This window comes from Salmonella sp. 2018103 (assembly GCF_026247685.1).
Lineage (GTDB): Bacteria > Pseudomonadota > Gammaproteobacteria > Enterobacterales > Enterobacteriaceae > Salmonella > Salmonella enterica.
Genome location: NZ_CP111029.1, coordinates 1,176,966 through 1,191,078, shown reverse-complemented (window position 1 = coordinate 1,191,078; position 14,113 = coordinate 1,176,966). Strand labels below are relative to the sequence as shown.

Below are 14,113 nucleotides of genomic sequence, written 5' to 3'. Positions count from 1 at the left end.
GGCCTGCTTTCAGCCATTCCTCAAGTAAAAGATCGCTTCTTCCTGCGATGCCTCACAAAAAGTTCGCCTTGACAAAAAGTGACAAAATAATGTGATTTACATCACACATTTTGACATTAAGAACGGTATGCTGGAATCACCAAGACGGGAAAGACAAGAGGTAAAATTTATGACAATGAACATTACCAGTAAACAAATGGAAATTACTCCGGCAATCCGCCAACATGTCGCAGACCGTCTCGCCAAACTGGAAAAATGGCAAACTCACCTGATTAATCCTCATATCATTCTGTCTAAAGAGCCACAGGGCTTTATTGCTGACGCCACCATTAATACACCGAACGGACATCTGGTCGCCAGCGCAAAACACGAAGATATGTACACCGCTATTAATGAATTGATCAACAAGCTGGAACGGCAGCTCAATAAAGTGCAGCACAAAGGCGAAGCCCGTCGTGCCACCGCATCGGTGAAAGATGCCAGCTTCGTCGAAGCAGAAGAAGAGTAGTCCCTTACATTGAGTGTATCGCCAACGCGCCTTCGGGCGCGTTTTTTGTTGACAGGATTAAAACAGTACGGGTACTGTACTTACGTACACAAAGGAAACAGTTATGAAGCTAACCCGGTTTTTCTTCGCATTCTTTTTTATCTTCCCCTGACCGGGAGGCGTTTCGTCATGTGATAAAGAATGCGAAGACGAACAAGAAGGCCTCCCCCACCGGGAGGCCTTTTTTATTGATAACAAAAAAGGCAACACTATGACATCGGAAAACCCATTACTGGCGCTGCGAGATAAAATCAGCGCTTTAGACGAAGAGTTACTGGCCTTACTGGCAAAACGACGCGCGCTGGCGATTGAAGTGGGACAAGCAAAACTACTGTCGCATCGTCCGGTTCGGGATATCGATCGTGAACGCGCGCTGCTGGACAAACTCATCCATCTCGGTAAAGCCCACCATCTCGACGCACACTACATTACCCGTCTGTTCCAGCTTATCATTGAAGACTCCGTGCTTACTCAGCAGGCGCTGCTGCAACAACATCTGAATAATACTCACCCTCATTCGGCACGTATTGCGTTTCTTGGGCCGAAAGGCTCCTATTCTCATCTCGCGGCGCGCCAGTATGCTGCACGCCATTTTGAGCAATTTATTGAGAGCGGTTGCGCAAAATTCACCGATATTTTTCATCAGGTCGAAACCGGCCAGGCCGATTACGCCGTGGTTCCGATAGAGAACACCAGCTCCGGCGCTATCAACGATGTGTACGACTTATTGCAACACACCAGTCTGTCGATTGTCGGTGAGATGACCGTCACTATCGATCACTGCGTGCTGGTTTCCGGCGCTACGGATCTGAATACCATCGAAACGGTGTACAGCCATCCGCAGCCGTTCCAGCAGTGCAGTAAGTTTTTGAGCCGCTATCCGCACTGGAAAATCGACTATACCGAGAGTACGTCGGCAGCGATGGAAAAAGTCGCGCAGGCGAACTCTCCGCGCGTCGCGGCGCTCGGCAGCGAGGCAGGCGGCATGTTGCACGGTTTACAGGTGCTGGAACGCATCGCCGCAAACCAGACGCAGAATATCACCCGCTTTCTGGTACTGGCGCGCAAAGCCATCAACGTTTCCGATCAGGTTCCGGCAAAAACCACTCTGTTAATCGCCACCGGGCAGCAGGCTGGCGCGCTGGTCGAAGCGCTGCTGGTGCTGCGTAACCACAATCTCATCATGACGAAACTGGAGTCGCGCCCCATTCACGGCAATCCGTGGGAAGAGATGTTTTATCTCGATGTTCAGGCGAACCTGGAGTCGCAGGTAATGCAAAGCGCGCTAAAAGAGCTGGGCGAGATCACGCGCTCAATGAAAGTGCTTGGCTGCTATCCCAGCGAAAACGTCGTGCCGGTAGAACCTGCCTGACGTTCAATAAAACGGCTTTTCTTCATCCCTGCGACGGCTACCTGCAGGGTGAAGATGGCGCCGGAGAGCGGATAATCCGCCACTTCCTGAGCAGACATATTTTCTCTGGTAGTTGTAATAAACAGCGTTTTCATGTCTGCGCCGCCAAAGCAAACCATCGTCGGACAACGTACCGGCAATCGGTACTCTTCCAGCTGCTCTCCTTGCGGTGAGAAACGCGCCACGCGCCAGCCGTCAAACATCGCGCTCCAGTAGCACCCTTCGCTATCCATCGCCGCGCCGTCGGGAAGTCCTTCTCCTTCGCCAAAATGGCGAAAAAGTTCACGCTTGCCCGGTTCGCCATGCTTATCAAGCAATGTGCGGTATATCACGCCATTCGGCGTATCGGAGGTATACATCCACTGGTTATCCGGGCTGAACGCCAGGCCGTTGTGTCCCTGAATATCGCACTGGATCACTTTTGCCGTCAGGTCATGATTGATCCGCATCAGCAACGCGCCATTATAGTCACCTGGCGCCCAGAACGTTCCGGCATAAAAACGTCCATCGCCATCAGTGCCGCCATCGTTGAAACGCGCCAGTTTCGTATTAGAGGGATTGTCGCAAACCTTACGCTGCAATAATCCATTTTTATCGGCCAGCCAGATAGCATGACGCATGGCCACAATAAATCCGCCCTGCTCACGCAAGGCAAAACAGCCCACCTCTTCCGGAAACGCCAGCACGCTATGCGTCCCGCTCGCCGGATGGTAACGATGGATCTCCTGTTCCAGGATATCGGTCCAATACAGCGCGCTTTCATCCTCGCTCCATGTGGGGCATTCTGGTAGATGTCCGACATAATCAAATAAAACGTGCGGCGTAGTCATAACGGTTCCTTAAACGAAAAAAGCCAGCAAAGCTGGCTTTTAGTATAGATGTCATCATTATGGTCGGCTGTCATTCGCCTGACGCAATAACACACGGCTTTCATTCTGGAAGCGTCTGGCATAATCGCCAAACCAGTGTTCAACTTTGCGAAAACTGTCGATAAAAGCCTGCTTATCACCCTGTTCCAGTAATCCGATCGCATCGCCAAAACGTTTATAGTAACGCTTGATAAGCGCCAGATTGCGCTCCGACGACATAATAATGTCCGCATACAGCTGCGGGTCCTGGGCGAACAGACGCCCGACCATCGCCAGCTCCAGTCGATAAATCGGCGATGATAGCGCCAGAAGCTGCTCAAGCTGGACGTTCTCTTCCGCCAGATGCAGCCCATAAGCGAAGGTAGCAAAGTGGCGCAGCGCCTGGATAAAAGCCATGTTCTGATCGTGCTCGACAGCGCTAATTCGGTGCAACCGCGCGCCCCACACCTGGATTTGCTCAAGGAACCACTGATACGCTTCCGGTTGACGCCCATCACACCAGACCACCACCTGCTTCGCCAGACTCCCGCTGTCCGGACCAAACATCGGATGCAAGCCCAACACGGGGCCATCATGGGCCGCCAACATTGCCTGCAACGGACCGCTTTTCACCGATGCCAGATCGACCAGAATACAGTCGGACGGCAAGGGCGGCAGTTGCGCTATGACCTGTTCAGTAACATGAATCGGCACGCTGACGATCACCATTCCGGCATCGGCAACAATGTCCCTGGCGCGCGGCCAGTCCTGCTGTTCCAGAATACGGACCTGATAGCCCGACAGCGTGAGCATTTTTTCAAACAGACGCCCCATCTGTCCGCCGCCGCCCACAATGACGACCGGACGCAGAGAAGGACAAAGCGTTTTGAACCCCTTATCATTTTCGCTGGAGTAAGATTCACGCATTACCCGGCGCAGGACATCTTCAATGAGATCGGGCGGGACACCGATCGCTTCCGCTTCCGCCCGTCGTGAAGCCAGCATAGAGGCCTCACGCTCCGGCACGTAAATAGGCAGGCCAAAACGGCTTTTCACCTCGCCGACTTTGGCAACCAGTTCCAGGCGCTTAGCCAGTAAATTCAACAACGCTTTATCGACATCATCTATTTGATCGCGTAATGCGGTCAATTCAGCAACCATAACAACCTCTTATGCGACGCGCACCGCCAGCTGGCCGCTCAAATCTTTATGAATTTCACGTAACAGGGCATCGGTCATCTCCCAGCTAATACAAGCATCGGTGACGGAAACGCCATACTTCATTTCGCTGCGCGGCTGTTCGGAAGACTGATTACCCTCATGAATATTACTTTCAATCATTAAGCCAATGATTGAACGATTGCCATCTTTAATCTGCGCAACCACAGATTCGGCAACGGCTGGCTGGCGGCGATAATCTTTATTGGAGTTACCATGACTGCAATCTACCATCAGCGAAGGACGTAGTCCCGCCTGTTCCATCTCTTTTTCACACTGAGCGACATCTGCCGGGCTATAGTTTGGCGCTTTGCCGCCACGCAGAATTACATGGCCATGCGGATTTCCCTGGGTTTGCAATAACGCAACCTGACCGGCCTGGTTAATGCCAACAAAACGATGAGGTTGCGCAGCGGCGCGCATGGCGTTAATCGCTGTCGCCAGGCTGCCATCCGTGCCGTTTTTAAAGCCGACCGGCATAGAAAGACCAGACGCCATTTCGCGGTGGGTTTGCGATTCGGTTGTGCGCGCGCCTATCGCCGACCAGCTAAACAGATCGCCCAGGTATTGCGGGCTGTTCGGATCCAACGCTTCGGTCGCCAATGGCAACCCCATATTCACCAGTTCCACCAGTAGCTGACGCGCTATTTTCAACCCGGCTTCCACATCAAATGAGCCATCCATGTGAGGATCGTTAATCAGCCCTTTCCAGCCGACGGTAGTCCGCGGCTTTTCAAAATAGACGCGCATTACCAGATAGAGGCTATCGCTGACCTCTGCGGCAAGGGCTTTAAATCGACGGGCATATTCCAGAGCGGTTTCAGGATCGTGAATAGAACAAGGACCGCATACCACCAACAGACGCGGATCGCGCCCGGCAATAATGTCAGAAATGATTCCCCGGGACTGCGCTATCTGCGCTTCCTGCGCCAGACTCAACGGAAAGGCCGCTTTAAGCTGCTCCGGCGTCATTAATACCTGTTCATCGGTGATACGTACGTTATTCAGCGCGTCTTTTTGCATGATGGCGATCCTGTCTTTTCTTGTTTGCGATAGTTGATCCTCCACGAGGATGTTTAAACCATACCACAAAAAGTAAAGATTTCAATCCATATTACGTAAAATAAACTTTACACCATGCAAAATAGTCGATTAAACCCCTTTATTTTGTATCAAAAACTTTACACAACAAGTGAATTATTTTATTCCCAGCCTCAGAAAAGCGGTAAAATGAGCGATGCTCGCTATTTTTTGATTATTTTTTCTCCGCACACATATTTTTACTTTCTGATATAGGGTGATTAATACCATAATCACAAGAATTTAATATCAGGGACGCCAATTAAATTATTCATATTATCAATAAGACATAATGACGATATGGCAAAATAATGTTATTTTGCTACAAACAATCACGGATGTATTTTAATGCTTTACGACTGAAGATGGTGGGGACTTGTTAATGCGTTTTTCTCACCGATTTATCCTTCTGTTATCGCTATTATTAGCCAGCTTGCCTCTGTATGCTCAACGCGTCACGGAAGAAGAGAAATCCGTACGCGCCATCGTCTCCGGTATCGTCAGTTATACACACTGGCCGGCGTTATCCGGGCCGCCAAGGCTATGCATATTTTCATCTGCGCGTTTTGTCAGGGTACTTAGCGAAGAGGCTGACTGGGCTTTCCCTTATCAACCGCTTGTCATCCGTACCACACAAGAAGCCCTGAGCGCCCGCTGTGATGGTTTTTACTTTGGCAATGAATCGCCAGCTTATCAGGTGGAGTTAACGCGTCATTATCCAGTTAATGCTTTGTTATTAATTGCCGAGCAAAACACCGAATGTATTATTGGCAGCGCATTTTGTCTGATCATTAACAATGATGAAGTCAAATTTTCCGTCAACCTGGACTCCCTCTCGCATAGCGGCGTGAGAGTAAATCCAGAAGTATTAATGCTTGCACGGAATCAAAAGCATGAATAAGGAATTTTCTCTGTCCAGACCAACATTTAAACGCACACTTCGGCGGATTAGTATAATCAGCGTGCTGCTTACGATGACATTGATCTGGCTATTAATTTGCGTTGCGTCTGTCCTTACGCTCAAACAGTATGCGCAAAAGAATCTCGATTTGACCGCCGCCACAATGGCCCATAGCCTTGAAGCGGCACTGGTATTTTCCGATAACGCGGCCGCAGCGGAAACGCTCGCCACACTGGGACGCCAGGGACAATTTTCAGCGGCGGAGGTCCGCGATAAAAATGGCCGTACTATCGCCTCATGGCGCTATGATGCGCGAGCCGCAGACGATAAGCTCATCGGCTTAATTAGCCACTGGCTTTTTCCATTGCCGGTATCGCAACCCGTCTGGCACAACGGAAGGGCCATCGGCGAAGTACGGCTTGTCGCCCGCGACAGCCTTATTGGTCATTTTATCTGGCTATCGCTGGCAGTGCTGACAGGATGTATTCTGCTGGCATCCGGCATTGCCCTGCTGCTCACGCGTTATTTACACAATGGCGTTGTGGATGCGCTGCAAAATATTACTGAAGTTGTACACGACGTTCGCACTAACCGAAATTTTTCACGCCGGGTACCTGATGAGCGTATTGCGGAATTTCACCTGTTTGCGCAGGATTTCAATAGCCTTCTGGATGAGATGGAAGAATGGCAGCTACGGCTTCAGGCTAAAAATGCCCAGTTACTACGTACCGCGCTGCACGATCCGCTGACGGGGCTTGCCAATCGCGCGGCATTTCGCAGCTGTATTAACGCGCTGATGAAGGACAATTCCGCTCGTAGCAGTTCGGCATTGTTATTTCTGGATGGCGATAACTTTAAATATATTAATGATACCTGGGGACATGCGGCAGGCGACCGCGTACTTATAGAGGTTGCCAAAAGATTAGCGGAATTCGGTGGTAGCCGTTATCAAACTTACCGACTCGGCGGCGATGAATTTGCGATGGTGCTTTACGATGTACATTCGGAATATGAAGTACAACGTATTTGCGCAGCGCTATCCCAGGCATTTAATCGACCTTTTGAACTGCATAACGGCCAGCGAATAACGATGACCCTGAGTATTGGCTTTGCGCTGACATGGGAACATGCCACTGCCGAAAAACTACAAGAACTAGCCGATCGAAATATGTATCAGGCTAAACACCGGCGTGCGGAACGCTCTCTAAACTAAGGAACGGGCCTGGCCGTTTCTGACTCAGCGTTGAGACCACAGACCCAGCCTAATCATGCAACCGTCTATGGCGTGGAGCAAACCCATAAAAAAGGGGCCAGCGTAATGCCAGCCCCTTCTTTTCTACAAGCTTTCGGATGTTGCGAAAGCGCGTTCTTAGTTAAGACGCTCTTTGATACGAGCCGCTTTACCAGTACGCTCACGCAGGTAGTACAGTTTAGCTTTACGAACAGCACCACGACGTTTAACAGCAATGCTGTCAACTACCGGAGAGTGAGTCTGGAAGACACGCTCAACGCCTTCGCCGTTGGAAATTTTACGAACAGTGAATGCAGAGTGCAGACCGCGGTTACGAATAGCGATAACCACGCCCTCGAATGCCTGCAGACGTTTCTTGGTACCTTCAACAACCCATACTTTCACTTCCACGGTATCGCCCGGACGGAAGGAAGGTACGTTCTGCTTCATCTGCTCTTGTTCAAGTTGCTTAATAATATTGCTCATAATTTAATCTCTTATCCTGGGTAAACTGATATTCGGGGGCCTATGCCATCCCATCATGTTTATGCTGCTGTTGTGCGTGTTCTGTTTTGAACTCCGCCAGCAACCTTGCTTGCTCTTCAGTCAGAGCCAGGTTTTCCAGAAGTTCAGGTCTTCTAAGCCAGGTTCGGCCCAGCGACTGTTTCAAGCGCCAGCGACGTATCTCGGCATGGTTTCCCGACAGCAATACTGGCGGTACTTCCATCCCCTCTAACACTTCAGGGCGCGTATAGTGCGGACAATCCAGCAACCCATCAGCAAACGAATCTTCGATTGCTGATGCTTCATGCCCCAGAACTCCCGGTATAAACCGGGCGACGGAGTCAATCAGCGTCATTGCCGGTAGTTCGCCACCGCTGAGAACGTAATCGCCAATTGACCATTCTTCATCAATTTCGGTCTGAATTACGCGCTCATCTACGCCTTCGTAGCGACCACACACCAGAATGAGTTTCTGATTCGTGGCCAGCTCGCTAACGCCCGCTTGATCAAGCTTGCGTCCCTGAGGCGACAGATAAATCACTTTAGCGCCTTCACCTGCCGCGGCTTTTGCTGCGTGAATGGCGTCCCGCAAGGGTTGCACCATCATTAACATCCCCGGTCCGCCGCCGTAAGGACGATCGTCCACGGTACGGTGCCGGTCATGCGTGAAGTCGCGAGGACTCCAGCTTTGGATGTTCAGCAGGCCTTTTTTTACTGCCCGGCCAGTTACCCCGTAATCGGTAATTGCGCGGAACATTTCAGGAAACAGGCTAACTATGCCAATAAACACAAGCCAATCCCCATAACGCCATTTATTACCGTTTATTCGGTGGTTTAAAAACCAGGATCCCAGTCTACTTCGATAGTACGAGTAGCGAGATCGACTTTCTTGATAACCTGCCCATCGAGGAACGGTACTAGTCGTTCCTTGATACCAAATGCATCTTTCAGGTTCGCCTTAATGACGAGAACGTCATTCGACCCGGTTTCCATCATGTCGATAACTTTACCGAGATCGTAGCCTTCAGCGGTGACTACCTGGCAGCCCATCAGGTCTTTCCAGTAGTAGTCTCCCTCCTCAAGCGCAGGAAGTTGCGAGGAATCCACGACAATTTCGCAATTCGTCAGAAGATTCGCGGCATCTCGATCGTCAACGCCTTTCAGCTTGATGATCAGATCCTGATTGTGGTGCTTCCAGCTTTCCAGCTGTACCTGCTGCCACTGACCCGCCTTCTGGATAAACCAGGGCTGATAGTCAAAAATGCTTTCGGCGTCTTCAGTGGAGGAAAACACTCTGAGCCAACCACGGATACCGTATGAAGAACCCATTTTCCCCAGTACAACCGGTTCAGCGGGTACTTGTGCGGCGAGTTGCTTGCTCATCATGACCACCGTGACAGATTAAGCTGCTTTTTTTACTTCTTTGATCAGCGCCGCAACGCGATCGGAAATGGTTGCGCCCTGGCCAACCCAGTGAGCGATGCGATCCAGATCCAGGCGGGTGCCTTCTTCTTTTTCGCTAGCGATTGGGTTGAAGAAACCAACGCGCTCAATGAAGCGACCGTTGCGTGCATTACGGCTGTCGGTGACAACAACCTGGTAGAACGGACGCTTTTTAGCGCCGTGACGAGCTAAACGAATAGTTACCATAACATCCTCTTGTGTGAATAAAACAACCGGGCCCCATCGAGGAACGGAGCCCGGCGTCATATTAAAAGCCCGAAAATTTTACTGATTTCTGGGAAAATTGCAATCAGCAGTTGCTAAACAGCCCTGGAAAACCTAATGAAAAAGACCTCCCCTCCCGTCGGCTACGCCAGACGAGCAAGTAAATCAGCAAATCGATGCTCATCAGATTCGCAAAACGGTAGTATCGCCTCAACCGTCTGCTGTAGCCTGGTATACTCATCTGCGCCCAGCGCCCATTTGCCATTAAAAAAATCATCCAACATGCGGTTCTGTGTCGACGGAGATAACAGCACAATCAGCAACAGCCCCCAATATGCCAGAATATCATCCCGGCAAAACGGTAGGATCTCATAGATCCGCTCGGCATAGGGCGTAAATTGCTTAAACCCTTGCACTTTGGCACGCTGTCCTGGCAGGCTAGTGTACTTAAATGGATGCTCCATAACCTTCCGATAATCTTTCACCTGCGCCATATTCGTCGTTTTCCCGCTTGTCAGCGAAACATCACGCCCATAGCCAAAACAGAATAGATAGTAGCTACGCTTATATTCACTAACATACTCATCGAGCGTCAGAAAACGTTCATAGGCCTCAATCAGACAAGGGAACTCTCCATCTGGCAAAAGTGGAATACTCGTCGTAACCCTTAGCCAATGGCAATAGCAACGCACAGCATCTTCCCGGCTAAGATAGCGATGGGCTTTTGGCAGCAATTTTTTTATCGAATAGTGCTCGAGAGGGAAAACATCCCCCTGAACCTGGTCAAGCAAAGCCTGTTCTTCAGAGTCGATAAATGCTGACAACAGTGCCTCAGGAGAATCATAAACCACGATCCTGGCCATCTTCATATCCTTCCATTGATAAAAGTAGAGCGCCCGTAGGGGCGCTCTGGAAATCTTAATCCCTGTCGATGACGCTGTGATACTGGTTACATCACTTGCCCGCTATTTTCAGAAAAAATTGACGCGATACCGTTATTACCGGCCTGGGAAGCCTGGCGGCATCATCCCCTTCATACTTCTCATCATCTTCGCCATCCCGCCCTTCTTCATTTTCTTCATCATGCGCTGCATGTCGTCGAACTGTTTCAGAAGGCGGTTAACGTCCTGCACCTGCATCCCACAGCCTTGTGCGATACGGCGTTTACGGGAACCTTTGATGATTTCCGGCTTCGCGCGCTCTTTCAGCGTCATCGAATTGATGATCGCCTCCATACGCACCAGCACTTTGTCATCCATTTGCGATTTAACGTTGTCCGGAATCTGCCCCATGCCCGGTAATTTGCCCATCAGACTGGCCATACCGCCCATGTTTTTCATCTGTTTGAGCTGTTCCAGGAAGTCGTTCAGGTCGAAACCGTCGCCTTTCTTCAGTTTGGTCGCCAGCTTTTCAGCCTGTGCGCGGTCAACTTTGCTTTCGATATCTTCGATAAGAGACAGTACGTCGCCCATGCCGAGAATACGTGAGGCGATACGATCCGGGTGGAACGGCTCCAGCGCGTCGGTTTTCTCGCCGACACCGAGGAATTTAATCGGCTTGCCGGTGATATGACGAATAGAGAGCGCCGCACCGCCACGCGCATCACCATCGACCTTGGTCAGCACCACGCCGGTTAACGGCAGCGCTTCGTTAAAGGCTTTTGCGGTATTCGCGGCATCCTGACCGGTCATCGCATCGACGACAAACAGCGTTTCTACTGGCTTAATAGAAGCGTGGACCTGTTTGATTTCGTCCATCATCGCTTCGTCAACGTGCAGACGACCGGCGGTATCCACCAGCAGCACGTCGTAGAATTTGAGCTTCGCTTCTTTCAGCGCGGCGTTGACGATATCAACCGGTTTCTGGCCGACATCAGACGGGAAGAAATCCACGCCAACCTGTTCAGCCAGCGTTTCGAGCTGTTTGATCGCCGCCGGGCGATAGACGTCGGCAGAGACGACCAGCACTTTCTTCTTGTGCTTCTCGCGCAAGAATTTACCCAGCTTACCGACGCTGGTGGTTTTACCCGCCCCCTGCAGACCCGCCATCAATACTACGGCTGGCGGCTGCGCAGCTAAATTCAGCGTCTGGTTCTCTTCGCCCATCGCCGCAACCAGTTCGCTACGGACAATCTTGACGAACTCCTGCCCTGGGGTCAGGCTCTTGTTAACTTCATGACCAACCGCTTTCTCTTTTACGCGATTGATGAACTCACGCACTACCGGCAGCGCAACGTCAGCCTCCAGCAGCGCCATGCGCACTTCGCGCAGCGTCTCTTTAACGTTGTCTTCAGTAAGGCGCCCACGGCCACTGATATTGCGCAGCGTGCGCGACAAACGATCGGTTAAATTATCAAACATTGTCTCTCGCCTGGGGTGGAAACGGTTGGTCGCCGCAGCGACACAGTTACAGAATTTCGCCACAGTATACCATGAAGCCGTCTTTGTTGTTATGCAACGGTTGGAGCTGCGGTCACGTAACGCTATACTGCTTCTCTTTCTCACTGGTCAACTGTCGACACAACTATGCCCGTTTTTGCTTTACTTGCCCTTGTCGCCTACTCCTTCAGCCTCGCGCTGATCGTTCCCGGACTGTTGCAAAAAAACAGCGGCTGGCGGCGTATGGCTATTCTTTCTGCGGTCATCGCGCTGGTGTGCCATGCTGTCGCGCTGGAATCGCGTATTCTGCCCGGCGGCGACAGTGGACAAAACCTGAGCCTGCTGAATGTCGGTTCGCTGGTCAGCCTGATGATCTGCACGGTAATGACCATTGTCGCGTCGCGTAATCGCGGCTGGCTACTTCTGCCCATTGTCTATGCTTTTGCGCTGATTAACCTGGCCTTCGCCACGTTCATGCCTAATGAATATATTACGCATCTGGAAGCGACCCCAGGCATGATGGTGCACATCGGTCTGTCGCTTTTCTCTTACGCGACGCTGATAATCGCCGCGCTGTATGCGCTACAGCTGGCGTGGATCGACTATCAGTTGAAGAACAAAAAGCTGGCGTTTAGTAATGAAATGCCGCCATTGATGAGTATTGAGCGCAAAATGTTTCATATCACGCAGATTGGCGTCGTACTGCTGACCCTTACTCTGTGTACCGGCCTGTTTTACATGCATAACCTGTTCAGTACTGAAAATATTGATAAAGCCGTGCTCTCTATCGTGGCATGGTTTGTTTATATCGTTCTGCTGTGGGGGCATTACCATGAGGGCTGGCGGGGTCGGCGGGTCGTGTGGTTTAACGTCGCAGGCGCGGGTATTCTGACGCTGGCCTATTTTGGTAGCCGCATATTACAGCAATTTGTAAGCTAAGCTTTTAAAGGAGTTTCCCCTGGAACACATTTCCACCACCACGCTGATTATCATATTAATCATCATGGTGGTCATCTCGGCCTATTTTTCCGGTTCCGAAACTGGAATGATGACGCTAAACCGTTACCGTTTACGCCATATGGCGAAGCAAGGTAATCGCTCGGCAAAACGGGTAGAAAAATTATTGCGTAAACCCGACCGACTGATAAGCCTGGTGCTGATCGGCAATAACCTGGTCAACATTCTTGCCTCGGCGCTCGGCACGATTGTGGGTATGCGGCTTTACGGCGACGCCGGCGTGGCTATCGCCACTGGGGTACTGACGTTTGTCGTGTTAGTTTTTGCCGAAGTCCTGCCCAAAACTATCGCCGCGCTCTATCCGGAAAAAGTGGCCTATCCCAGCAGCTTCCTGCTGGCGCCGTTACAGATACTGATGATGCCGCTGGTGTGGTTACTTAACACCATCACCCGCCTGCTGATGCGTCTGATGGGAATTAAAACGGACATCGTGGTCAGCGGGTCGTTAAGCAAAGAGGAATTACGCACTATCGTGCATGAATCCCGTTCGCAAATCTCTCGCCGCAATCAGGATATGCTGCTGTCGGTTCTCGACCTGGAAAAAGTCAGCGTGGATGACATCATGGTGCCGCGTAATGAAATTATCGGGATCGATATCAATGACGACTGGAAATCTATCGAGCGGCAGCTTACCCACTCCCCGCACGGACGCATCGTGCTCTATCGCGATTCGCTGGATGACGCCATCAGTATGCTGCGCGTGCGCGAAGCCTGGCGGTTAATGGCCGAGAAAAAAGAGTTCACCAAAGAGATGATGCTGCGCGCCGCCGATGAAATCTATTACGTCCCGGAAGGTACGCCGCTCAGTACGCAACTGATCAAATTTCAGCGCAATAAAAAGAAAGTCGGACTGGTCGTCAACGAATATGGCGATATCCAGGGGCTGGTCACCGTGGAAGATATTCTCGAGGAGATCGTTGGCGACTTCACCACATCGATGTCGCCGACACTGGCGGAAGAGGTCACGCCGCAAAACGACGGTTCGGTCATTATTGACGGTACCGCCAACGTCCGGGAAATCAATAAAGCGTTTAACTGGCACCTGCCGGAAGATGACGCGCGCACCGTCAACGGGGTGATTCTGGAGGCGCTGGAGGAAATTCCGGTTGCTGGCACGCGCGTGCGCATTGAGCAGTACGATATCGATATTCTCGATGTACAGGAAAATATGATTAAGCAGGTAAAGGTTGTACCGGTAAAGCCGCTGCGCGAGAGTATTCTTGAATAACCCTCCTCCTTTCTTAAAACGGCAGCCAATGGTTTGCCGTTTTCCTTGTTAATTAAGATTTTATTCATTCATCTCCTCTCCG

At 51.0% G+C, this 14,113-nt stretch carries 16 protein-coding genes and 1 other annotated feature; of the genes, 7 read left to right on the top strand and 9 right to left on the bottom strand.

The features are described 5' to 3' along the window. Nucleotides 1-169 precede the first annotated feature (169 nt). The 3 genes from raiA (at nt 170) to pheA (ending at nt 1,919) form a co-directional block, all read left to right on the top strand. Nucleotides 170-508: a ribosome-associated translation inhibitor RaiA gene (gene raiA / locus OLG56_RS05765; RefSeq protein ID WP_000178449.1), complete on the top strand. Its 339-nt coding sequence runs from the start codon at nt 170-172 to the stop codon at nt 506-508. Between the two features lie 102 nt (nt 509-610). Further along, nucleotides 611-736, top strand: a sequence feature (Phe leader region). Further along, on the top strand, nt 612-659 hold the full coding sequence (gene pheL, locus OLG56_RS05760) for a pheA operon leader peptide PheL (protein ID WP_010989056.1): 48 nt from the start codon (nt 612-614) through the stop codon (nt 657-659). Its footprint overlaps the feature before it by 48 nt. Nucleotides 737-758: 22 nt before the next feature. Next, nucleotides 759-1,919: a bifunctional chorismate mutase/prephenate dehydratase gene (pheA, locus tag OLG56_RS05755; RefSeq protein WP_061377539.1), complete on the top strand. Its 1,161-nt coding sequence runs from the start codon at nt 759-761 to the stop codon at nt 1,917-1,919. On the opposite strand, the gene OLG56_RS05750 is transcribed toward pheA, so the two are convergent. From OLG56_RS05750 to aroF, 3 genes are read right to left on the bottom strand one after another with little or no spacing between them, the layout of a single operon-like run. Continuing rightward, the gene (locus OLG56_RS05750; RefSeq protein WP_000210994.1) at nt 1,880-2,788 is read right to left on the bottom strand and encodes an SMP-30/gluconolactonase/LRE family protein; all 909 of its coding nucleotides are present in this window, start codon (nt 2,786-2,788) and stop codon (nt 1,880-1,882) included. The genes pheA and OLG56_RS05750 overlap by 40 nt on opposite strands. A gap of 57 nt (nt 2,789-2,845) precedes the next feature. Further along, nucleotides 2,846-3,967, bottom strand: a complete 1,122-nt coding sequence (gene tyrA, locus OLG56_RS05745) for a bifunctional chorismate mutase/prephenate dehydrogenase (protein WP_000225191.1) — start codon at nt 3,965-3,967, stop codon at nt 2,846-2,848. Nucleotides 3,968-3,976: 9 nt separating this feature from the next. Then, entirely contained in the window at nt 3,977-5,047 is a 1,071-nt protein-coding gene (gene aroF / locus OLG56_RS05740; RefSeq protein ID WP_001168062.1) for a 3-deoxy-7-phosphoheptulonate synthase AroF, read from the bottom strand. Between the two features lie 439 nt (nt 5,048-5,486). On the opposite strand from aroF, the gene yfiR reads away from it, so the two are divergent. Beyond that, the gene (gene yfiR, locus OLG56_RS05735) at nt 5,487-6,005 is read left to right on the top strand and encodes a regulatory sequestration protein YfiR (RefSeq protein ID WP_001212379.1); all 519 of its coding nucleotides are present in this window, start codon (nt 5,487-5,489) and stop codon (nt 6,003-6,005) included. Further along, complete coding sequence (gene dgcN / locus OLG56_RS05730) at nt 5,998-7,218, top strand: diguanylate cyclase DgcN/YfiN (RefSeq protein WP_001030985.1); 1,221 nt, start codon at nt 5,998-6,000, stop codon at nt 7,216-7,218. Before yfiR ends, dgcN begins: the two co-directional genes overlap by 8 nt. Before the next feature lie 156 nt (nt 7,219-7,374). On the opposite strand, the gene rplS is transcribed toward dgcN, so the two are convergent. The 6 genes from rplS to ffh all read right to left on the bottom strand — a co-directional run bounded on the left by rplS (nt 7,375) and on the right by ffh (nt 11,768). Next, on the bottom strand, nt 7,375-7,722 hold the full coding sequence (gene rplS, locus OLG56_RS05725; protein WP_000065257.1) for a 50S ribosomal protein L19: 348 nt from the start codon (nt 7,720-7,722) through the stop codon (nt 7,375-7,377). A gap of 40 nt (nt 7,723-7,762) precedes the next feature. Further along, a complete protein-coding gene (gene trmD, locus OLG56_RS05720) occupies nt 7,763-8,530 on the bottom strand; it encodes a tRNA (guanosine(37)-N1)-methyltransferase TrmD (RefSeq protein ID WP_000469807.1) in 768 nt (255 codons plus the stop codon). Between the two features lie 44 nt (nt 8,531-8,574). After that, complete coding sequence (gene rimM / locus OLG56_RS05715; RefSeq protein ID WP_000043266.1) at nt 8,575-9,123, bottom strand: ribosome maturation factor RimM; 549 nt, start codon at nt 9,121-9,123, stop codon at nt 8,575-8,577. Between the two features lie 18 nt (nt 9,124-9,141). Further along, nucleotides 9,142-9,390, bottom strand: a complete 249-nt coding sequence (gene rpsP / locus OLG56_RS05710) for a 30S ribosomal protein S16 (protein ID WP_000256453.1) — start codon at nt 9,388-9,390, stop codon at nt 9,142-9,144. 161 nt (nt 9,391-9,551) lie between these two features. Further along, nucleotides 9,552-10,271 (bottom strand): hypothetical protein, encoded by a 720-nt coding sequence (locus OLG56_RS05705; protein WP_001518348.1) that lies wholly within the window; start codon nt 10,269-10,271, stop codon nt 9,552-9,554. Nucleotides 10,272-10,406: 135 nt separating this feature from the next. After that, nucleotides 10,407-11,768 (bottom strand): signal recognition particle protein, encoded by a 1,362-nt coding sequence (gene ffh / locus OLG56_RS05700; RefSeq protein WP_000460052.1) that lies wholly within the window; start codon nt 11,766-11,768, stop codon nt 10,407-10,409. Between the two features lie 165 nt (nt 11,769-11,933). On the opposite strand from ffh, the gene OLG56_RS05695 reads away from it, so the two are divergent. Both OLG56_RS05695 and OLG56_RS05690 read left to right on the top strand, forming a co-directional pair. Then, on the top strand, nt 11,934-12,725 hold the full coding sequence (locus tag OLG56_RS05695) for a cytochrome C assembly family protein (RefSeq protein WP_001537507.1): 792 nt from the start codon (nt 11,934-11,936) through the stop codon (nt 12,723-12,725). 19 nt (nt 12,726-12,744) lie between these two features. Beyond that, nucleotides 12,745-14,031 (top strand): HlyC/CorC family transporter, encoded by a 1,287-nt coding sequence (locus OLG56_RS05690; protein WP_127908301.1) that lies wholly within the window; start codon nt 12,745-12,747, stop codon nt 14,029-14,031. Nucleotides 14,032-14,113 lie beyond the last annotated feature (82 nt).

What these genes read in the sequence shown, in the direction of transcription:
- rplS (WP_000065257.1), bottom strand. Translation starts at nt 7,722, where the DNA reads ATGAGCAATATTATTAAGCAACTTGAACAAGAGCAGATGAAGCAGAAC.
- aroF (WP_001168062.1), bottom strand. Translation starts at nt 5,047, where the DNA reads ATGCAAAAAGACGCGCTGAATAACGTACGTATCACCGATGAACAGGTA.
- OLG56_RS05705 (WP_001518348.1), bottom strand. Translation starts at nt 10,271, where the DNA reads ATGGCCAGGATCGTGGTTTATGATTCTCCTGAGGCACTGTTGTCAGCA.
- ffh (WP_000460052.1), bottom strand. Translation starts at nt 11,768, where the DNA reads ATGTTTGATAATTTAACCGATCGTTTGTCGCGCACGCTGCGCAATATC.
- OLG56_RS05750 (WP_000210994.1), bottom strand. Translation starts at nt 2,788, where the DNA reads ATGACTACGCCGCACGTTTTATTTGATTATGTCGGACATCTACCAGAA.
- dgcN (WP_001030985.1), top strand. Translation starts at nt 5,998, where the DNA reads ATGAATAAGGAATTTTCTCTGTCCAGACCAACATTTAAACGCACACTT.
- OLG56_RS05695 (WP_001537507.1), top strand. Translation starts at nt 11,934, where the DNA reads ATGCCCGTTTTTGCTTTACTTGCCCTTGTCGCCTACTCCTTCAGCCTC.
- rpsP (WP_000256453.1), bottom strand. Translation starts at nt 9,390, where the DNA reads ATGGTAACTATTCGTTTAGCTCGTCACGGCGCTAAAAAGCGTCCGTTC.
- pheA (WP_061377539.1), top strand. Translation starts at nt 759, where the DNA reads ATGACATCGGAAAACCCATTACTGGCGCTGCGAGATAAAATCAGCGCT.
- yfiR (WP_001212379.1), top strand. Translation starts at nt 5,487, where the DNA reads ATGCGTTTTTCTCACCGATTTATCCTTCTGTTATCGCTATTATTAGCC.
- tyrA (WP_000225191.1), bottom strand. Translation starts at nt 3,967, where the DNA reads ATGGTTGCTGAATTGACCGCATTACGCGATCAAATAGATGATGTCGAT.
- raiA (WP_000178449.1), top strand. Translation starts at nt 170, where the DNA reads ATGACAATGAACATTACCAGTAAACAAATGGAAATTACTCCGGCAATC.
- rimM (WP_000043266.1), bottom strand. Translation starts at nt 9,123, where the DNA reads ATGAGCAAGCAACTCGCCGCACAAGTACCCGCTGAACCGGTTGTACTG.